At 37.5% G+C, this 19655-nt stretch carries 19 protein-coding genes and 1 pseudogene; 10 read left to right on the plus strand and 10 right to left on the minus strand.

Annotated elements, in window-relative coordinates; genetic code table 11:
• Nucleotides 1-973: 973 nt before the first annotated feature.
• On the minus strand, nucleotides 974-1198 hold the full coding sequence (locus tag QUF86_RS22560) for a helix-turn-helix transcriptional regulator (RefSeq protein WP_289316901.1): 225 nt from the start codon (nucleotides 1196-1198) through the stop codon (nucleotides 974-976).
• Nucleotides 1199-1332: 134 nt separating this feature from the next.
• Between QUF86_RS22560 and QUF86_RS22565 the strand changes: the two genes are divergently transcribed.
• Nucleotides 1333-1971: a LexA family protein gene (locus tag QUF86_RS22565; protein ID WP_289316902.1), complete on the plus strand. Its 639-nt coding sequence runs from the start codon at nucleotides 1333-1335 to the stop codon at nucleotides 1969-1971.
• 239 nt (nucleotides 1972-2210) lie between these two features.
• Nucleotides 2211-2387: a hypothetical protein gene (locus QUF86_RS22570; RefSeq protein WP_289316903.1), complete on the plus strand. Its 177-nt coding sequence runs from the start codon at nucleotides 2211-2213 to the stop codon at nucleotides 2385-2387.
• Between the two features lie 271 nt (nucleotides 2388-2658).
• Here QUF86_RS22570 and QUF86_RS22575 read toward each other — a convergent pair whose 3' ends face one another.
• Nucleotides 2659-3348: an N-acetylmuramoyl-L-alanine amidase family protein gene (locus QUF86_RS22575; RefSeq protein WP_289335730.1), complete on the minus strand. Its 690-nt coding sequence runs from the start codon at nucleotides 3346-3348 to the stop codon at nucleotides 2659-2661.
• 540 nt (nucleotides 3349-3888) lie between these two features.
• A complete protein-coding gene (locus QUF86_RS22580) occupies nucleotides 3889-4650 on the minus strand; it encodes an alpha/beta fold hydrolase (RefSeq protein ID WP_289335731.1) in 762 nt (253 codons plus the stop codon).
• Between the two features lie 267 nt (nucleotides 4651-4917).
• On the opposite strand from QUF86_RS22580, the gene QUF86_RS22585 reads away from it, so the two are divergent.
• Together QUF86_RS22585 and QUF86_RS22590 are read left to right on the plus strand one after the other, a co-directional pair.
• Nucleotides 4918-5832, plus strand: a complete 915-nt coding sequence (locus QUF86_RS22585; protein ID WP_289335732.1) for a phosphotransferase family protein — start codon at nucleotides 4918-4920, stop codon at nucleotides 5830-5832.
• 272 nt (nucleotides 5833-6104) lie between these two features.
• Nucleotides 6105-6353, plus strand: coding sequence for a CotD family spore coat protein (locus QUF86_RS22590; RefSeq protein WP_289336284.1), 249 nt, complete (start codon nucleotides 6105-6107; stop codon nucleotides 6351-6353).
• A gap of 69 nt (nucleotides 6354-6422) precedes the next feature.
• Here the strand turns inward: QUF86_RS22590 and QUF86_RS22595 are convergent, their stop codons facing one another.
• Nucleotides 6423-6884 (minus strand): GNAT family N-acetyltransferase, encoded by a 462-nt coding sequence (locus QUF86_RS22595; protein ID WP_289335733.1) that lies wholly within the window; start codon nucleotides 6882-6884, stop codon nucleotides 6423-6425.
• Nucleotides 6885-7981: 1097 nt separating this feature from the next.
• On the opposite strand from QUF86_RS22595, the gene QUF86_RS22600 reads away from it, so the two are divergent.
• The gene (locus QUF86_RS22600) at nucleotides 7982-8413 is read left to right on the plus strand and encodes an ATP-binding protein (RefSeq protein ID WP_289335734.1); all 432 of its coding nucleotides are present in this window, start codon (nucleotides 7982-7984) and stop codon (nucleotides 8411-8413) included.
• Between the two features lie 196 nt (nucleotides 8414-8609).
• Here QUF86_RS22600 and dnaN read toward each other — a convergent pair whose 3' ends face one another.
• A complete protein-coding gene (gene dnaN / locus QUF86_RS22605; protein WP_289335735.1) occupies nucleotides 8610-9635 on the minus strand; it encodes a DNA polymerase III subunit beta in 1026 nt (341 codons plus the stop codon).
• Between the two features lie 656 nt (nucleotides 9636-10291).
• On the opposite strand from dnaN, the gene QUF86_RS22610 reads away from it, so the two are divergent.
• Together QUF86_RS22610 and QUF86_RS22615 are read left to right on the plus strand one after the other, a co-directional pair.
• On the plus strand, nucleotides 10292-10621 hold the full coding sequence (locus QUF86_RS22610; protein ID WP_289316911.1) for a DMT family transporter: 330 nt from the start codon (nucleotides 10292-10294) through the stop codon (nucleotides 10619-10621).
• A 25-nt stretch (nucleotides 10622-10646) separates the two neighbouring features.
• Nucleotides 10647-10994 (plus strand): DMT family transporter, encoded by a 348-nt coding sequence (locus QUF86_RS22615; RefSeq protein WP_289335736.1) that lies wholly within the window; start codon nucleotides 10647-10649, stop codon nucleotides 10992-10994.
• Between the two features lie 220 nt (nucleotides 10995-11214).
• Here the strand turns inward: QUF86_RS22615 and treR are convergent, their stop codons facing one another.
• The 3 genes from treR to treP form a co-directional block, all read right to left on the minus strand.
• A complete protein-coding gene (gene treR / locus QUF86_RS22620; RefSeq protein ID WP_289316913.1) occupies nucleotides 11215-11928 on the minus strand; it encodes a trehalose operon repressor in 714 nt (237 codons plus the stop codon).
• A 31-nt stretch (nucleotides 11929-11959) separates the two neighbouring features.
• Entirely contained in the window at nucleotides 11960-13630 is a 1671-nt protein-coding gene (treC, locus tag QUF86_RS22625; protein ID WP_289335737.1) for an alpha,alpha-phosphotrehalase, read from the minus strand.
• An 82-nt stretch (nucleotides 13631-13712) separates the two neighbouring features.
• Nucleotides 13713-15164: a PTS system trehalose-specific EIIBC component gene (gene treP / locus QUF86_RS22630; protein ID WP_289335738.1), complete on the minus strand. Its 1452-nt coding sequence runs from the start codon at nucleotides 15162-15164 to the stop codon at nucleotides 13713-13715.
• A gap of 362 nt (nucleotides 15165-15526) precedes the next feature.
• Here treP and QUF86_RS22635 point away from each other — a divergent pair, with 362 nt between their 5' ends.
• Both QUF86_RS22635 and QUF86_RS22640 read left to right on the plus strand, forming a co-directional pair.
• A complete protein-coding gene (locus QUF86_RS22635) occupies nucleotides 15527-16111 on the plus strand; it encodes a CGNR zinc finger domain-containing protein (protein WP_289316916.1) in 585 nt (194 codons plus the stop codon).
• A 386-nt stretch (nucleotides 16112-16497) separates the two neighbouring features.
• Complete coding sequence (locus QUF86_RS22640) at nucleotides 16498-17052, plus strand: HPP family protein (RefSeq protein WP_289335739.1); 555 nt, start codon at nucleotides 16498-16500, stop codon at nucleotides 17050-17052.
• A gap of 135 nt (nucleotides 17053-17187) precedes the next feature.
• On the opposite strand, the gene QUF86_RS22645 is transcribed toward QUF86_RS22640, so the two are convergent.
• On the minus strand, nucleotides 17188-18300 hold the full coding sequence (locus QUF86_RS22645) for a DNA alkylation repair protein (RefSeq protein WP_289316919.1): 1113 nt from the start codon (nucleotides 18298-18300) through the stop codon (nucleotides 17188-17190).
• Between the two features lie 98 nt (nucleotides 18301-18398).
• Here QUF86_RS22645 and QUF86_RS22650 point away from each other — a divergent pair.
• Nucleotides 18399-18496, plus strand: a pseudogene (locus QUF86_RS22650) (IS6 family transposase); the annotation flags it as partial.
• Between the two features lie 339 nt (nucleotides 18497-18835).
• Here the strand turns inward: QUF86_RS22650 and QUF86_RS22655 are convergent.
• On the minus strand, nucleotides 18836-19630 hold the full coding sequence (locus tag QUF86_RS22655) for an XdhC family protein (protein WP_063234629.1): 795 nt from the start codon (nucleotides 19628-19630) through the stop codon (nucleotides 18836-18838).
• Between the last annotated feature and the right edge of the window lie 25 nt (nucleotides 19631-19655).

Below are 19655 nucleotides of genomic sequence, written 5' to 3' on the forward strand. Positions count from 1 at the left end.
AATTGATTATCTTCTTTTTCAATTGCTATCTCCCCCTATATCCTATGGAATTTTTCGAATTCGCCTATTATCAATGCCCTCCTTCACAGGTCTTCTATAGCATTCATTAGTTTATATTTGTACTATTGCATGCCATTACCTGCTGAATTCATAAAAGATGGGAGAAAAAAACTAGAAGAAATTCATTAACATAGAGATAAAGTATGAAGATTTCCTTGAATTCATTTTCATTTATGTAGATGTTGATGGGGTTTACCTTGGCGATACTGATTTAGTTTGTTTTCCTTACTTGGGTTTACCTGGTCTACCACATTACATACCTGATTGGGCTCCAGAACAAATTATTAAGTAAATACTTAACAGCGATTGTTATATAAATACAAAAATAGAACAAGCCCTTCTCCTGCAAGGGATAGAGGGCTTGACTTTTTTATGAATATCCTTATAAATTTCCCCTTCGAATGTGCCACTGTCCAATTGCCCCTAATCATGATTCTTCATCAATAAAATTTCCCCATTACAATTGGGTCCCCCATCGAAATTGCATTTCCATCAAAATCACCACCATCATGTTCCGATTGGAGGTTTACATGCAAGCGACCCTTTTTTTGGTTAAAAACTCCTTGTAGCCCCCTCCTCCCACATACCCGTAATTCACCCTGAGAACTGGATAATTAATTTCATTTATAAGCTCGTCCTTTCGATTGAACAAATTTGAATACACCGTCGTGTACGATAATATCATCAATGACCTCTCCACGAATTTCCTTTCAAATCGCAAAGGTGCTAACGGCAGCTCCTACTGCAACTTCAGAGGACCTAATTTCCCTTTCCACTTTTTTCACCTTCTTTCCATCCTCACTTGAATCATCATAATCATGAATTTTGTCCCTTGGCAGGTCAGTGCTATTGATTAAATTTTTCAACCCAGGAATGGTCACACTAGTAACGGAAACTGATAACCTTTAAATATTCAACTACATTTGAAGTGTAGGTCAGGATCAAAAAAAATGATATCGTCGATCGAGAATCCTACACATTCAGCGAACATATACGCCTTATCAATTCGCAAAGGAATCTTATATTGTTCATAATCAATGTAGGTCCTCTTGGCCATCTTTAGCACTTTAGCCATTTCGTCTTGAGTTAATCCTTTATACTTCCTCGCTTGTTTAAGTGTGAACTTAACGTTTGTCATATCTTGTCACCACCTGTCTAAAAAAATGATATCACACTTGAAGTATAGTTTCCAACAAATTTTTGTAAAATTCACGCACTTCAAGTTTACTCACTTTCACTCATAGTGTATATTCAAGTGAGAGGTGAAGAAATATGCACATTGGTGAACGCATTAAAATGTTAAGAAAAGAAAGAAAAATGACACAAGAAGATTTGGCAAATATATTAAAAGTGGCCCCAACGGCAGTATCAGCTTGGGAATCCGGACGGAATAAACCTTTAATGGATAAATTGAGCATGATGTCCTCATGCTTTGAAATCCCGCTGTCCCACCTTATTGAAGGAGCACCAATCGTTAGAAACGATCCTACAATGGAATTTTTAAATGAAAAGAATGTAAGATTAATTGGTGTCTACGGAAATATCCCTGCTGGAGAGCCTAATTTCACCAACGAATATATAGAAGCGTATATGCCGACATTAAATTCCATGCTAAAATCGAATAAAGAGTATTTTTTCCTTAGAGTGAAAGGCAACAGCATGAACAAAGAATTCAGTGACGGATCATTGATCCTTGTTGAAAAAACAACCTACGTCGAAAGCGGAAAAATTGGTGTGGTTTTGGTAAATGGTCACGATGCCACAGTCAAAAAAGTGAATATTAATGAAGAAAATATCACACTCATGCCCTGCAGCACGGATCCTTTTTATGAAGAAAAAACCTATAACATCAAAAATGATAGAGTCCGAATTTTAGGAAAAGTGGTTCAAGCCATTAAAATATACGATTAATATCCATACTAGGGTTTCAATTGCGGCAATGAATAAATTAATGACAAGCAATAATACATTAATTAGATTCAATTCGTTCAGTTCAGGCCTGTATTCCCTGATACATATTAGGTACAAATCATTTTGGTTTGTGCTTTTCAGTATTGTTTTTAGATGATTTGCCTTTTCCAAAAGATATAAATTTGTGTCAACCTATTAAAAAAGCATACCTTACATTAATAAAGGAGTGAAATGATTGCATGCAATATGATCGATATGATACCAGGATACCGTCTCCTGGGCATCATTCCCATATTAGCAACTTTACGGATACGATGAAAAGTTCATCACCAACTTATACAATTCCTACAGAACCAGTTTTCTTTGACCATTTACTGATGAATTTAGGAAAAACAATAACTGCCGTACCAATCTAAAAATAATAAGAATCTTTGTTTATCAGTTTTAAGAATGGTTTTTAATAGACTTTGTAAAAAATCTACTATAGGTTAATAATATTTTAGTCATAAAATACAATTCCTCTCTTTTTTAACAAAGATTTTCTCTATTATCGAAAGAATGGACATGATTATTTCTTAACTTGAATATTCCAGAACCAGAAAAAGCCCTCTCTTTTAGAGAAGGGCTTCCCTGCGTGGTGTGCTTACTGGAAGTTATAAATAATTTAACCAGTCAATTATTAATTATTCATTTCACCCGCAATTTCTGGTTTACTGTAATGGTGAACTGACTGTCAAGACCATTCCAATCTTTAATTTGCTGAACAGTACTGCCATAGGTCATACTTAAGGAATATACGGTGTCCCCACTAACGACATTGTGGTATACAGCAGTACTTTTCTTTGTAAGATTGAACCATTTAACTAAACCGTTTACATGTCCGCGAGCCAGTGATTCGATAAAGGATGACGTTTTCAATTTGGCTGCGTCATTGACATTATCGATAAATCCATTTTCAGTCAGGAGTGCAGGCATATCCGTTTCACGGAGTACATGTAGATCTCCTGTTTTTTGTCCTCTGTCTTGGATGTTGATAAGCTTCATGACCTCTGAATGAATATAATCTTGATACGTTTTCGTTACCTGATTAGTGGACGTATAAATGTAATCCTCATACCCAGTGCCGCCGCCAGCATTAATGTGGATGGAGAGGTAGAAGTCAGCTCCCCAAGCGTTCGCTTGATTCGTCCGATCGTTTAAAGAGAGGGACGTATCTTGGGTCCTGCTCATTTTTACAAAAACGTTATTATATTCTATTAATAAGATGTCTTTGATTCGAGTTGCAATGGATAAAGTTAAATCCTTTTCTTTCAATCCATTCCCCACCGAGCCTGGATCCGTACCGCCGTGGCCGGGATCAATAAACACTTTTACCATTTTGATCACCTCTATTAATCTTATGTTACGTATAAACAAATGCTTGTACACATAACCATCGGATTAAAGAAATTTCATAATAATAGAGATTCTTCTTCGTTTTCCTTACAAGCTGTCTCTATTAACAAGAAATGAGGCCTTCCTTCTCCCTTTCGTTCCAAAAAAAATACACCAATGCTAGTGTACTTTTACAATCACCCTATGGACGAGAATCTTTCGACTTCTTGAAAAAGATTCATTCCATTATTTCACTTTGGTAAATTCAAACAAGAGTAATTGCCATCAAGCTTTCAACAAGGTGATGGAAGGAGATAGAGGGCTTAAGGATTATTTTTAAATTGAATTGGATTAGAGACAAAGATGAACGACAATTAAAAATTGTTCAGAGCTAAACTATAATAAATAAAAATAGGACCTTAAGGAGGTCCAATACTTTTTGAATATTATCAACGTTTAGAATGAACATAGGCTAAACATAGTTTAACCTTTATCTTTAACATAGCATTTAAACAACAATACTTTAAATAAAAGTCTTTGCATTTATTGGCTATGGTTTGTTATTTTTTCTGCACAATCTTTTATTGAGTCAATCACTACAGTTGGTTCGGTTAATTGTGGAAAATGTCCACTTTTTTCAGTGACAATGTGTTTGCTGTTTCTTGACAATGAAAGTAATTCCAATTGATTCTCAAGTCGTTTTTTTCGAACTTCCTCTGGCATCATTCGATTTTCTTGTCCACCTGTAATGACAAATACAGGTATATCGGGAAAATCATTAAATTGATGGATTTGATTTATAGTTTTTTTCACAAAATTAACTTCATTGAATTGTTTATGTGAAGATAAGGAATCCAACATCTTGAAGATCTTATTAATGATTTTTACTGCCTTGCCTTGATATTCATTAAGGCTTATATCTTTTGGGTGGCTGGATTCCAAAAAAACAATTCCTGCTACTTCATTTGGGTAAAGTCTGGCATATAAATTAGCATATAAGCCGCCTAACGAATGTCCAACCAATAAGAAAGGAGGTTTAAAGCCCACTAATGTAAGTGCTTCACGTAAAGTGTTAACAATATTTATCCCGTCTTGGTTTTCCTTCGGTTTATCGCTGCCAGCAACACCCAAACGATTATAGGAAAATACTGATGATGATTCCGAAATTGCCGGTAGGATTTTCATCCACCCCTCTATCGGTCCCGAACCACCGTTAATCAAAACTATATTTGGTTTTCCGTTTCCACTAATATTATATTGTAAGGTCCCTTGCGGTGTTTCCACTTTATATTTCTCTATTTTCAATGTATGACACCTCACTTTGTTTACATTGCGTTACGTGTGTAACAAGCGATTGGTTTCATTTATTGAAGTTCTAGCCAAATACTAATGTGATTCTAAGAAATACAACTTTTACGAAAGTAATAGGAAAACTCGACATTGGTATCATTCAATTGGTTTTCAATTTATATTTTTTATAAATCAACCTTACCTTTAACATTGCCAAAAAGAAAAAGTGCTGAATGATACCCATATAAAATGTGAACTTAAACCCTTAAAAGGAGTGGACCTATGAATAATGAATGTAGTAAGTTTGAACAATTGGTTCAAAAGTTGGATCCAGGAAATAAGCTCATTCGCACATGGGAATTAAAAGGCGGGATTTCTGCACAGGTGACAGGACTTGAATTGTTACAATCTACAGGGCAAATCATAAAAATGGTCATTCGTCAGCATGGTGATAATGACTTGAAACGGAATCCAAATATTGCGGCAGATGAACACAAGCTCTTAGGGATATTGAAATCTGCAGGTTTGCCTGTACCGATTCCCTATTACTTCGAATCCTGCGGGGTTTTTTCCAAACCATGTATACTTATCGAGTTTATTGAGGGCAAGCCAGAGTTCACCCCCTCAAATCTTAATGATCATATCTTACAAATTGCAATCAATCTAGCAAAGATCCATCGTGTTGATTGTGCAAATCTATCTTTATCATTCCTGCCCAAACTAGAAAATTCATATGTAGAAATGTTAAATAAAGAAAGGGTAATCAAGGACGAAGGATTAAATCTGAGCTTAATTAGAGATGTGTTAAAATCATTCATGCCATTATCCTCAATGAATAAGGAAGTGATCCTTCATGGTGATTATTGGCCTGGAAATATATTATGGAAAGAGGATAAATTAGTTTCCATTATTGATTGGGAAGACTCAGGCTTAGGGGACCCTTTGGCTGACCTTGCCAATAGCCAACTCGAAATTTCATTTCAATATGGAATGGAAGCAATGAATGACTTCTCCAATCAATATAAATCCATGATGCCTGAAGTGAATTTTACCAACTTACCCTTCTGGCAATTATTTGCTGCATTACGATTATCTTCATTTCCTGAATGGGGCTTGGAAAAAAGCAAGGAAAATATCTGGCGGGAAAGACACAAGTCATTTGTTCATCAAGCGATTACCCAGATTGGCAAAAATTAATAACCGTTTAATGAGTGAAAGATATTATTCCTTAGATAAATTCTCTTTCCCCAACTACGGGAAAGTTTATGATCTCGTAATCTATTTTAAATACAGTGTCATGATGCAGCCATTATTTTTGATAAAGGCATTTATACTAGTCCCTTTATCAATTATTTTCATAAACTAACAATGAGTTTCAAAAAAATATAGGAGGTGTTGAAATGTATAATAAGCCTTGGAGACATCCGAAAGGCGGTCAATGTCCACCACAATATTGCGCACCTCAAACAATGCCTACTCAGTATAATCCGCCACAAACCTCTCTAACAAAGCAATATGTTAAAACCAATGTCATTAACACTGTGATTCCAGTTTTTCATCCGACACATACAACTACCGTGAATAAGCACTTCATCACGTATAAGCATAATTTTCCGCATACCCGAAGTGTCGTGGCAGAGTGTTATACCCAAAGCCAAAGATTTATTTGTGGAGTTCCTCAACCCCCCTGTTTTTCAAAGAGAATGTTAAGAAATTAATTAAAAAACCCCGATTCGGGGTTTTTTTCCCTTCCTCCAAACCTCTAAAAAATGGGAAATCCAAAGTGGTTATAACTGTCTAAATGCAAACTCCCTATATCTTTTAAAGTGTTGCTTCTTATAAAACTCTTTTGCATCATTGTTTCCAAACCAATAATCCAGTTCAATTAAATCTATATCATTCTTTTTCGCAATTTCATATACCTCATTCATTAGTTGCTTACCATAACCTTTTTGGGTTTGACTTTCAACGATACTAAGCTGATGCACATATACAGATTTATACCCATATTTAAAAGCATTTTCTGGATAGCTTTTTATTTCAATCCAAGCGTAACCGATCGGTTCCTCATGTTCTTTTAATAGAAGAAAAACAAATCTGTCATTTTTAATCAAATTTTTAAAAGTTTCTTCCATTGCGCTATACTTATATTCTTTAAAATACTTAGGATATAGTTTCTCATGCAGGCTGTGAACAGTTTGATTTAATTTTGCAATTACTACATGATCCCAGGTTTGACTAACATACATAATAATTATCCCCCTTTAAAGCATGAACGGATACGGCGATTAACGACACGTGCCAAATGGACAGTGGACAGCATTAAATATATGAATATACTTTCTGTGGAGTTAGTTCACGAAGCCAAAAATGCAGTTCCACCGATACCGACTCTGGAGACTACAAACACCCTCCACCCCAAGTTGCTAAGTTAATAAAAATATGGATATTGAAGAACTTGTCTAAATAACGTATATTATTTTTTTAATTAGCAGATATGGAGGCTTCTGATGAATCTCCCAAAGTTTTTTCCGAAAGCTCACTTGTCTGCTGCTGGTTTATTAAGAAAGTCCAAGCCATACCACATTCAAATGAAATACTAACGTTTATCATAAGCATTAATTAATTTTTTATCACTTTACTATTCCGAAGATTCATAGAAAAAAGATTCCGCTGCCCCGAATAAGGGACAAGTCCATCAAAATTCAATCCATCCGTGAACTTAGTGTTATAATTAGTAGTAATCAGAAGAATAAACAACATTTTGAAAGACTTTAGTGCCTTTCATTAAAGCAGGCTTACCGGAAATTTTAGGGCGAAGAAACAAAATTTCTTTAATAACTTGATGAAGTCTCACAATATGTTGCTGTTTAGGAATGTCAGATAGGATTCTAATGTAATTCCCTTTTAATTTTAAAAGGGAACCTATTATAATGGGCTTTTATTACCCTTGGCAATCCGTATGACATAGGAGGAATAATATTGAACAATATGAAAGAAAAAAGCCAACTTTAGCGAGAGCGTTTAAATGCTTTACAGCGGTATCAAATACTTGATACACCGCCAGATGGCGCTTTTGACAGGGTTACAGCCCTGGCATCGCAACTACTCAATGTCCCTATCGCAATAACAAGCCTCGTCGACACGGATCGGATTTGGTTCAAGTCCCATCATGGTTTGGATGTGGAGAAAATAGATAGGGAGCCAGGGCTTTGTGCTTCGGCCATTCTTAATAATGTTCCTTATATTCTTAATGATGCTAGTTTAGACCCCCGATCATTAGCGAATCCTTTGGTTGCAGGTGAAAACGGATTTCGTTTTTATGCAGGCATCCAATTGAATACCCATGATAACCACAACCTTCCTAGTGGAAATCGATTCTAATATTCCTATGGTATTATTGGGCGATGATCATAAGATTCGTCAAATCCTCGTTAATCTAGTAGGAAATGCCATTAAATTTACGAATAACGGGGAAATTAACATTGCCGCCGCTTTGATTCCCGATGAAAAAAAACTTGATTTCATTCGTATATCCTTCACTGTGAGGGATACAGGAATCGGTATCCCAACTGACAAAATCAATGGATTATTCCATTCTTTCAATCATATGCATCCCCAAGGATATGAAGAAATGAACAGAGGAACCGGATTGGGGCTTTCCATTTACAAACGTTTTACGGAATTGATGGACGGACGCATTTGGCTTGCTGGGACAAGCGAAAAAGGTTCTACCTTTACCTTCGAAATAAAGTTGCCGGCATTAAGCCAGGAATGAAACCCTATAGTAAACTATTACTTCAATCGATATGAATTACAATGGGCCAAGACTTTTATAAGTTTTCTACTGGGTCTCTTTTCTTTGTTCTTTTTTATGGTGGATGCTATTGACCATTCCCCATCATAATTTTCTATTAATTGCTGCTCCGTTAATCGATTTAACCTTTTATTCGTTTCCTTTATACTTTAATCCTTTATTTTGTTCTCACTGGTGAAATAAGATGACGATATGAAGAATTACCGCTTGGCTCGATTAAGACAGGTCTCATTGGACCACCAAAACTTAGTCTGACCTCTTTTTCTTTTATCGCTTTTAAGGCATCCATTAAAAAACTTCCATCTAGTGATATACTTAGCCCCTCCTCTCCTGTGATTGCCATGATGCTTTGCGTTTCTTCTATTTCCCCTAGTTCTGCTGTAGTAGAAGAAATTCTTAACTTAGTATTATCCAGGATTTCCAGATGTACATTGTTATTCCTCGATTCACTTGCAAAAAGGCAGGCTCTGTCAATACCTTTTAACAGTAGATTTGTATCCAAGGTGATGATCGTTTTTAAATCTTTTGGCAGCAACCCTGATACATTAGGATAATTACCTTCAATCAGCCTAGAAAAAAGTGAGAAGTTGTTTGATTTAAACACCATATGGCTTCTCGAGATGAAAATATGTATAACACCCGATTGATTATTAATTAACTTGGTTAACTCATTAAGGCTTTTACTTGGAATGATGAACGAACCATTCACCTTCGATTCTAACGCAAGTTCTCTTACCGCTAAACGATGGGTATTTGTTGCAACACAAGAAAGTATGTTATCCCTGAATGTCATATTGACGCCTGTCAGAACGGGTCTGGCCTCAGTTTTAGAAACGGCAAACGCAGTCTGCTTAATGATTTCCAGTAATTCAACACTTGGGATTTTAAAATGACCATCTTCATCAACTTGAGGAAGGTTTGGGTATTCCTCCGAATGGAATCCATTTAGATTCGTTACAATTTCATTTGATATAATGGTAACTGATTGATTTTCGTTCAGCTTTACATGGATATCATCAGGTGATTTTTTAACGATCTCACTTAAATATTTTGCCGATAATACGACAGTACCCTTTTCGTAAACCTCCAATACCCTTACTCCATCAATCGTTAAAGGAATGTTTTTTTCAATGACAATATCGGAATCACTGCCAATAAGAATTAAGCTATCGTCATTAGCCACTATCATTATTCCTGATAAAATGGGTATTGGTGTTTTTTATGGAAACTGCATGGCTGACTTCAGAAATCGCTTTAATGAAACACTCTTTTTTTATTAAAAATTCCATGAAAGAAGTTCACCCCATCATAATCGTTTAATGAACTTAATTCGACAAAATTCCTAAAAATCCCTGTTTGACCTTATTATTAAGCCAGTCTTGTAAAAGAAAACTCCCCAGCAACATTTCTATAATAGGAAGGGCAAGCATGCAATGCATATCTCATAACGATACTCTTAATCTTTCTATACATATTTCCAAATTTCCATACTTTAACTGGAAGATGTGGAATTACAAGAGTACTAGATGCACTTGACAAGTAACCTGCAGGTATCGTTAAATCTAAAAAGACCGTCTGGACGGTTTTGTGATTATATGTTACTCATGGATTCAATTGACTAAAAGGAATTTGTTCTTTTATCGTAAGAACGGCTGCAAAACAAGCTTTAATAGCTGAAGTGGCTAATTATATCCTTTTTCAACTAGGATAGGATATATTTTTTAACGATAGAAAATATTAGACTCGCAATAAGGTTTTAGTTTAATATGGGGACTTTAGATGATAAGATGCTTGGGAATGTGATTGAAAAGAGTAATGAATATACAGGAGGAGATTATCTTGAATCCTTATGCATTTTTGGCAATAGCCATCATAAGTGAAGTTTTTGGTAGTTCGATGTTAAAAGTATCAAACGGATTTAAAAAGTTATACCCTTCCATTGGTGTGGTAATGGGAATGGGGTTGGCTTTTTATTGCCTGTCTTTATCTCTTATATCCATTCCGCTTGGGACGGCTTATGCCATTTGGTCGGGAATAGGGACTGCTTTAACTGCTTTAGTGGGAGTTATCGTTTATAAAGAAAGCTTTAACCTGAAAAAATTTTTAGGTCTAGCCCTAATCATTGGAGGAGTGGTTGTTTTGAAACTCTCCAGTGGCGGATCTCATTAACATTTTAATAATCGGAGGTAATAATATGAAAGGGTACATAGCCTTAGGAGTATCAATCATAAGTGAATTATTTGGTACGACAATGCTTAAGTTCTCTGAAGGATTCACACATTTATTCGCTTCATTTGGGGTTATTATAGGATTTGGAATAGCATTTTACAGCTTATCTTTATGTCTTAAAACAATTCCGTTAAGCTTGGCATATGCCATTTGGGCAGGAATAGGGACAGCTTTAACAGCATTAATTGGCGTATTATTATGGAATGAGCCATTTAGTATCATTACGTTGGGTGGCTTGGTATTGATCATTGGTGGAGTGGTTTTACTAAATGCTTCACACACCCCGATACAAGCAGGAGAAACGTCAAACTAATGGTTTGACGATCCTCTTTCCCCGCTCGTTGAACAAGAAAAAGAGCTGATGTCCTCTTTACTCCTTACATTTTCACCTTACACCTTGAACCGCATTAGAAAAGGCCGCCATGGCGACCTTCTCTTTTTGAGTATTGAATTTAATGCTTAGACCTTTTTTCTGATAACCTAATTGGTCATCACATTTCTTCCTTAGCCTTTTCAGCTTATGGCTTAGGCTTTCACCAAGTCCTTCGTGCAAAGTCCGTGAACTTGAATTTATCAGGTCTATGCCTTGATTCGCTATATTGAAACAAGCTTCCATCGATTAAATGGACGGTACTTTTCACAACTGCCACCATATCGTAGTCTTCTATGTCCAATAATTGTTTATCTTCTTCACTGCATGGCTCCACGGTAATTTCCTTATTGGAAAAACCAATCTGGAGCCCGAGTTCCTTTTCGATATAACCATAAATTGAATCCTCACAAATTTCCTTTGTCAGGTTAGTTACGAACTCACTATTGAAATAGTCTTTGTCCAAAATGATTTTCTTCCCATTAATTTGTCGAACCCGGAACACTTTCCATACTTCCTCACCTTCAGTTAAGTCAAGAAGCTTGATCATGCTTGAGTCGGGGGTCTCAAGCTCCATGGTATGGATGATCGTTTTGGAATGCAGATTCAACTTTTCCACCATTTCTTTATAGGAAATCAAGCCTGCTACAGGAAAATTAAATTTGCTGAAATCCAACACAAAGGAACCCTTGCCTTTGATTTTATGGATATACCCATTTTGTTCGAGCAAATGTAAGGACTTTCTCACAGTATCCCTGGATATGTCGTACTCTTCCATGAAGCTGCTTTCGGAAGGAAGCTTTGAATTTGTCGGAAAGGTTCCTTCTTCGATTTTTGAAACAATATCACCATAAAGCGATAGGTATTTGCTGTTCATTTCATCACCACAATATATTTTTTGTTAGTCCCTACTCGTCCTTTTTCAACAAATAGACAACCGATTCATAGGGACGAAGGATAATATCATTTGCAAGGTCTTTCGAATCGATATAATTTGAAAGTAGAAGCTCTGACTTGAATCCGGATAGGTCAGCATCTTTTGGAATTTCAAAGGACGCTTCTTTTGCATAAAAGTTATTGATGACCAAAAGTTTCTCATCTTCATAACTGCGTATATAGGAGAACAATTGATCATGATCTCCTAGAATTTCCTTATAGTCCCCATATGCAATGATATCATGTTTCTTCCTTAAGAATATAAGTTTTTGGTAATGATGAAAAATGGAGTCCTTATCCTTCAGTGCTTGTTCAGCGTTGATGATCCTAGCATTATCAGGCACTGTAATCCATGGCGTCCCTTTTGTAAAGCCTGCATGCTCCGTATTTTCCCATTGCATGGGAGTTCGCGAGTTATCACGGGATTTAGCTTGAAGGATTTCGATTATTTCCTTTTCATCCTTGCCTGCCTCTTTTAAAATATTGAAATAATTAATCGATTCCACATCCCGATATTGTTCAATATCATTGAATTTCGGGTTGGTCATCCCTATTTCTTCCCCTTGATATATATAAGGGGTCCCCCTGAGCATATGAATGGCTGTTGCCAGCATCTTGGCCGATTCCTTTTGATACTCTTGATCATTTCCAAACCTGGACACGATCCTTGGCTGGTCATGGTTACACCAGAACAGGGCATTCCACCCATTTCCCTCTTGCATCCCATATTGCCAGCTGCTTAGGATATCCTTTAACTTCCTGAAGTCAAAATCTGCAAGTGACCACTTTTCCCCATCCTTGTAATCCACCTTTAGATGATGGAAACTGAATACCATGGATAGCTCCTTTTCATCTGGAGATGAATATTTGATGCAATGGTCAATGGTCGTCGATGACATTTCCCCCACTGTCATCACCTCTTCATCCTTACCAAAAGTTTCTTCATTCAGCTCTTTAAGGAATTGATGAATTTTTGGGCCATCTGTATAAAAGCAACGTCCATCTCCATCTTTGTCATTTTCAAATAAATCGGGTTTCGATATAAGATTGATGACATCCAACCGGAATCCTTTGACACCTTTACCCATCCAAAAGTTTACTACATTGAAAATTTCCTCCCTTACTCTGGGATTTTCCCAGTTAAGGTCAGCTTGTGTCCGATCGAACAAATGAAGATAGTATTCATCATGTTCCGCTAAATATTCCCATGCAGAGCCTCCAAATTTCGAAATCCAATTCGTAGGGGGCTCTCCATCTTTCGATTTCTTGAAAATATAATAGTCTTTATATTCTTTCTCTCCAGCCAATGCTTTTTGGAACCATTCATGCTCCGTTGATGTATGGTTGAATACCATATCCAGCATGATGTGGATATCCCGTGAATTAGCTTCCTTCACCAATCTCTCGAAATCATCCATTGTCCCAAACGCAGGATCTATAGATGTGTAATCCCCTACATCATATCCATTATCATTTTGAGGTGAACGATAAAAGGGGGTCAGCCAAATATAATCCACTCCCAGTTTGTCAAGGTAATCAAGTTTTTCAATTACACCATTTATGTCACCGATGCCGTCACCGTTTGAGTCCTTAAAAGACTTCGGATAAATTTGATATATGGTACTTTTTTTAAAATCCTTCAATTTATATCCTCCTCTGCTGTCCCGGATGTATCTTTTTGGTCAGTATGGTAAAAAGGAGGGAGAATGCTCTCCCTCCGCAATATTAAGCATTTAATTTCGTTGGTTTCGTTCTTGTTTTCAAGTTCATTTGTGGACGCTTGGAGAATGCTATAGTCAAAATGAATGGGACAACGAAAGCAACCAACATCGCGAGTGCAAACATTCCCATATGCTGTGGCTGGATGGAAAGGATACCTGGAATACCTCCGACACCGATTGAGTTTGCCATTACTCCAGATCCGACAGAAACGATTCCTGCGAAAAGTGAACCGATCATACCGGCTAAGAACGGAAAGCCGTACTTCAGATTAATACCGAACATGGCTGGCTCTGTTACACCGAGATAACATGAAATCGTGGCGGGAATCGAAACTTGTCTTTCCTCCTTATCCTTTCTGTTGATGTAAATCATCGCAAGCACTGCTGTACCTTGTGCAATATTGGATAAGGCGATCATCGGCCATAGGTTCGTTCCACCCAATTCACTCATAAGCTGAAGATCGATTGCGTTTGTCATGTGATGCAGTCCTGTGATGACAAGCGGTGCATAGGCAAACCCGAAAACGGCAGCAAATAGCCAGCCCACTGATGAATTCAATCCGGAATATACAACCGTAGAAATGACTGAACCGATTTTCCATCCTAAAGGCCCCAGAATGGTATGGGCAATGATTACAGTTGGTAGTAAAGCAAAAAATGGAACGACGATCATGGAAATGGAATTGTGTACTTTATCTCTTAAGAACCGTTCTAAATACGCTAAAACGAACCCTGCAAGTATAGCTGGGATGACTTGGGCCTGATAGCCGATCATATCGACCTGGGCAAAACCGAAATCCCAAAAAGGTATGTCACTTGCCTTTGTGCCTGCAACTGCATATGCATTAAGAAGTTGTGGGGAAACCAGAGTTAACCCAAGGACGATGCCGAGAATTTGAGTCGTGCCCATTTTCTTTGAGATGGACCAGGTAATCCCAACTGGAAGAAAATGAAAAATAGCTTCACCTATCAGCCAAAGGAAGGCGTGTACCCCTGCCCAAAATTGGGAAATATCCACAAGGGTCTTTGTGCTATCATCGAACATTTTAATATCGCCAATGATATTGCGGAATCCAAGAATGAGTCCGCCAACGACTATGGCAGGAATCAGTGGGGTGAAAATATCCGCAAGATGTGCAATCATTCGCTGCAGCCAGCTCATATTCTGTTTAGCTGCATTTTTCACATCTTCTTTTGACGCTTCCTGAAGACCAGCTATGGAAACGAATTCATTATAAAACGATGATACTTCGTTCCCGATAATGACCTGGAACTGGCCAGCCTGTGTAAACGTTCCTTTCACAAGCTTAATCGATTCGATATTCGTTACATCCGCCTTGGAGGGGTCTTTCAAAGCAAAACGCATTCTTGTCGCACAATGCGTAACCGTCGCAATATTCTCTTTCCCTCCGACATGTTGAAGCAAATCCGTTGCTGGTTCTGTGTATTTACCCATTTCACTACTTCCTTTCCCTAGAAAGCAAAATATAGTTGTTTTTATAACCTGTACGTATAGGTTCTGTATACGCTTTCATATTATCCTGTACGTACAGGTTCTGTCAAGAACTTTTTTCCTCTCTTGCATTTATCTTTTAAAACGATTGATTCTCACGGGCTTTGATTTACCGATCTGGAAATTGATAAAAAAGTTGTTAACACGATTCATGTTATCCCGTAAAAGTTGCATGCAATACAATAAGTTCTTCCTAACATGATAAGTATCTCTGAGAAATGCCTAAATAGGGTATAATGATGATATAACCTCTTAAATAACATTTCAATGGTTAGAATATAAAAGGCAAACGGGGGATGAATTTTATGTCTGAAACTAATAAATTCCCACTTATATCCGGTTATCTATCTCTGGATTTAGTGAACACAGAACTTGTAAGTCGTGGTCAACGTCAAGACTTATTGCTTTCAGAAGGCGATGCACTGGACTGGATTCAGGTAATAAAAGGGGAAAACTCATTTTGGGATGATCAGCTAATCCTAAAAATAAAAGAGAGAATCGGACAGGTATTAGAAAGTATTCTAGAAATGCGTACTATTTTAAGAATACAATTTGAATCAATAGCAGATGGGAATCCAATTCCTGATGAATTTATCGCTTTTTTAGAAAAAAAAATCAAAAAATCACCTTTCACTTATAAATTAATGGATCAAAAACTGATTGCCATACCTGTTGGAGAAGCCGAAGATATCCTGCAAGCTTATATTGCCTTTGACTCATTAAGTTTAATTGAAGAAAATAAGCTGTCATCATTAAAGCGATGCTCGAATGATGATTGCGTCCTGTTATTTATCGATGAAAGCGGAAGACGCAAATGGTGTTCAATGAAAATATGCGGGAATAGGAAAAAGGTAGCCCGATTTCAACACCGGAAATCTGATGATGAATGAAGAATCTACCTTATTAAATAAGTTTGTCAGTCTGTAAACAAATTTGATGTAAACTGGTTGCCTGCAGTTTCATTATAAAACGGTTCCAGTTAATTTCAGAAATCCGCTCCCTTTCCGCCGACTGTCTGTCAAGCCTCCTCAAAGCGAGCGACTGTGGGGTCTTGGCTGTCCAGTTATTCGGCAGGAGTGTCGCAAATTTCTTCACATCCATTTAGGATTTCATACAACAGTAAAATGATTCGGGATGAAATTATTCTGAACCTCCTCTTGTCGACACATTGAGTTGGCTTTTTTTATGGCTTTTAAAACTAACCATTAAAATTAACTTTGACAGGTTAGTTTATTTCATGTAAAGTCTAATTATATAAAATAGGGGAGGGTTCACTTTGGACCGTATTTCAGTAGCGAGGCATAAAGAAAAACGCTTTTTTCATATTCGTTATTTATCGAAGATGAAGGGAAAAGGAAGAAGCCCTTTACAGATAAATGTAAAGGATGCAATAACGGGGTTGATTGGGGGATTTTTAACTATATTCGCTTTAATTCTCTTAACAAAAATAACATCAGCAGTGTGGTTAATGGCTCCATTTGGTGCCAGCTGTGTACTGGCGTTCGGTCTGTGGAACGCACCATTATCACAGCCGCGGAATATTATTGGCGGCCATTTTGTTTCAACATTCGTAGGTTTAACTTCCTATCATTTTTTTGGCGATGAACCTTGGGCAATCGGCTTGGCTGTCGGATTAGCAATTGCGGTGATGATGCTGACAAAAACGACGCACCCGCCAGCTGGGGCAGACCCGCTAGTTGTCATGCTTGGCCAGTATGGCTGGAGTTATTTATTTACTCCTGTTTTAACTGGTGCTGTGATAATCGTTTTACTGGCATTGTTAATTAATAATTTGCGCAGCAATCGGAGCTATCCAACTTTTTGGATTTGATTGCTTTTTAATGTGTTATTTGCAATGTTTCACTATCATGAAATAATTAAAAACGAGGAACTCTCAGCTCCTCGTTTGTCAGATATAAGTGCTCGTAATCCTGTTAATTAAGATTTCCCAAACTTTTTAGTATCCTTATCTTCCATCGTTTAGTTTTACATGCGTTTCGGCAACTTCCACTCCGTTTATGAGAAGGGAGATTTGATGGATCCCCATGTAATGTCGACGTGTCGTTAGGTCTTTCCAATTGTGAATCCTCACTTTTTCAACTTCTTCACTACTTGAGAAATCCCTATCTGCCAAAAGGAAAATTTTACGGGAAGTTTTCTGATTTGCTTTCACAAAATCGATGGCATACTCGATGCGAAGTTTCACAGAGTTCTTTTCTTGAACTCGAAAGCCGAAATGAAGTTCACTCGTTTCCCCAATAAAAATCGAGTCTGGTTCATTTCTAATAAATGCGTTTGTAATGATATACGGATTATTCAATATATCCGTATATCCAAATAAAGAAAGGACTTCTGGATCTGCTTGACGAACTAAGGTCCTGCATCCCCGTCGAATAATCCAAATCGTGTTGGGTTCTCCGCTTTCACGCCAGCGCTTGGCTGTTTCTATTACGGTTTTTGGATGGTCTTTGGCAATATCATTCAAGTTATTGGCAACACTTTTGCGAACATATAGGGATGGATCGTTTTTCAGGTTCTCAAGTAATTCCAGGACGGGTGCCGGATCGGATTTGAACATCGGTAAAGCTTGGCCCCAAGGTAACCTGGGCCTGCACCCCTCACTAGCCAGCCTGCGGACATGCTCATCATCATGATTGGTCCATTCCTTCATCTTCTCGATCATAAAAACGGGATCAAGCAAGATAAAAGCACGGATTGCAAATTCAGAGGAGGACCTTGCTGTAAAATGCTCCAACGCATCTAGCGATAACGGCCAATCTTTCTTATTCAATCCATGTACCTCTACAAAATCCGGGAAAAATAAATATCTAAAACCCTCACAATCCTTATCAAGCCGATACAAAATATCCAAAGCCTCTTGATAATCACTTGGAAGATGCTTTCCAAGAGTAATGGAAATGTGCCTAATTCGTTCCTTTAACTTTCTTTCGTCCCAATGCTCATCCATAACTTTCCCAATGAACGATTCAGTAGAAAAAGACGAATACACGCCTCTTACTTTTTCACTGAATTCTCGAATGAACGTTTCATTATATAAATCCTTTAAGGGTTCAGCCATTTTTTTCACTTCTTTTCTTCAGGTTAAATTTGCTTTTGGATACTTGCACTACCTATCAGCTATCATTTCAAACTATGTTATGCACTCTCATCCATAGAGCGATGCATATCATTAAAAAAGGACAGCTTACTTTACAGAACAAGTCTGTCCAAAATCAAGTGAAGTTCATTCATCATTATTTGGAATGGCTGCATAATAGCTTATTCTATAGGAATCTATATACCTCTTTCCAATAGATGTATTCTTTGCACCAGAACCCGTTTCCCATAAGTCCATCTAATATCCCCATACAAAATCCCTCCCGGAGTTTTCTTTTGTGTATAGTATGATAGTAGTAGCGTATAAAGTAAAATATTCCTACCATATTAATGAATTAATCAAAACGACAAAAAGCCCACTCTGAAGAGCAAGGGCCTGCTTCTAGCTTTTATCAAAGAAAAAGGGTCAGTCCCACTGAGTTTATACTTTAACACAGTGGGGACTGACCTCATTGTCTATTAGACATTTTTATTTTAGCTTTATATGACCTTTCTACTTATCTATTTAATTGTTTCACTTTTACAGGCTTTTTTTCCTTGCTTAATTTGATGATTTGACCGATAATACTGATTGCAATTTCTTCTGATGTTTCCGAGTCAATTTCCAATCCGATTGGAGAATGGACCTGCTCCAACTGTTCTTGCGTGACCCCTTCACTTTTTAACTTTTCAAATATGCTTATGACCTTGCGCTTACTGGCTACCATCCCAACATATGCAATCGGAAATTGCAGTGCCGTTTTTAATACAATATCATCACAATCTTTTGTAACAATTACCACATATGATTTTTCATTTAGGTTGGCTGCGAGCAAAGCCTTTCCAATATCCTCGTTCACAAAAAGGTTTGTCGCATTCGGAAAGCGTTCCTTTGTACAATAACCAACGCGATCATCGACAATGCAATAAGGATATTCGAGGAAATCAGCGAGCTTTGCCAACGCATGGCCTAAATGACCGGCCCCAGCCAGAATGAGTTCAGGCCTGCTTGTATAGACTTCAATAAAGACCCGTAACGTGCCGCCACAATTCATCTGAATTCCGTCTTTTGCATGTTTATTCAACTTATATTCAACGATTTTCGATTGGCCATTTTGGATCGCCTTTACACTATCTTCGATCACATAGTGTTCAGCCAAGCCCCCTCCGACAGTCCCTTCAATGGTACCATCCCGGTAGACAATCATTTTTCCAACATGCCTGGGAGTCGAGCCCTTTGATTCAATAATCATGGCTAAAGCAAAGGTTTCGTTTTGACGCGTCAGCATGGCCACTTTTTCCATCAGCTGCATGAAAAGCTCCCCCCTATCTTTAAAC

The organism is Peribacillus sp. NJ11 (assembly GCF_030348405.1).
GTDB lineage: Bacteria > Bacillota > Bacilli > Bacillales > DSM-1321 > Peribacillus.

Excerpts from the sequence above, each read along its gene's own strand:
- QUF86_RS22560 (WP_289316901.1), bottom strand. The coding sequence starts at position 1,198 with ATGACAAACGTTAAGTTCACACTTAAACAAGCGAGGAAGTATAAAGGA.
- QUF86_RS22565 (WP_289316902.1), top strand. The coding sequence starts at position 1,333 with ATGCACATTGGTGAACGCATTAAAATGTTAAGAAAAGAAAGAAAAATG.
- QUF86_RS22570 (WP_289316903.1), top strand. The coding sequence starts at position 2,211 with ATGCAATATGATCGATATGATACCAGGATACCGTCTCCTGGGCATCAT.
- QUF86_RS22575 (WP_289335730.1), bottom strand. The coding sequence starts at position 3,348 with ATGGTAAAAGTGTTTATTGATCCCGGCCACGGCGGTACGGATCCAGGC.
- QUF86_RS22585 (WP_289335732.1), top strand. The coding sequence starts at position 4,918 with ATGAATAATGAATGTAGTAAGTTTGAACAATTGGTTCAAAAGTTGGAT.
- QUF86_RS22590 (WP_289336284.1), top strand. The coding sequence starts at position 6,105 with ATGCCTACTCAGTATAATCCGCCACAAACCTCTCTAACAAAGCAATAT.
- QUF86_RS22595 (WP_289335733.1), bottom strand. The coding sequence starts at position 6,884 with ATGTATGTTAGTCAAACCTGGGATCATGTAGTAATTGCAAAATTAAAT.
- QUF86_RS22600 (WP_289335734.1), top strand. The coding sequence starts at position 7,982 with ATGATAACCACAACCTTCCTAGTGGAAATCGATTCTAATATTCCTATG.
- QUF86_RS22615 (WP_289335736.1), top strand. The coding sequence starts at position 10,647 with ATGAAAGGGTACATAGCCTTAGGAGTATCAATCATAAGTGAATTATTT.
- treR (WP_289316913.1), bottom strand. The coding sequence starts at position 11,928 with ATGAACAGCAAATACCTATCGCTTTATGGTGATATTGTTTCAAAAATC.
- treP (WP_289335738.1), bottom strand. The coding sequence starts at position 15,164 with ATGGGTAAATACACAGAACCAGCAACGGATTTGCTTCAACATGTCGGA.
- QUF86_RS22635 (WP_289316916.1), top strand. The coding sequence starts at position 15,527 with ATGTCTGAAACTAATAAATTCCCACTTATATCCGGTTATCTATCTCTG.
- QUF86_RS22645 (WP_289316919.1), bottom strand. The coding sequence starts at position 18,300 with ATGGCTGAACCCTTAAAGGATTTATATAATGAAACGTTCATTCGAGAA.
- QUF86_RS22655 (WP_063234629.1), bottom strand. The coding sequence starts at position 19,630 with ATGCAGCTGATGGAAAAAGTGGCCATGCTGACGCGTCAAAACGAAACC.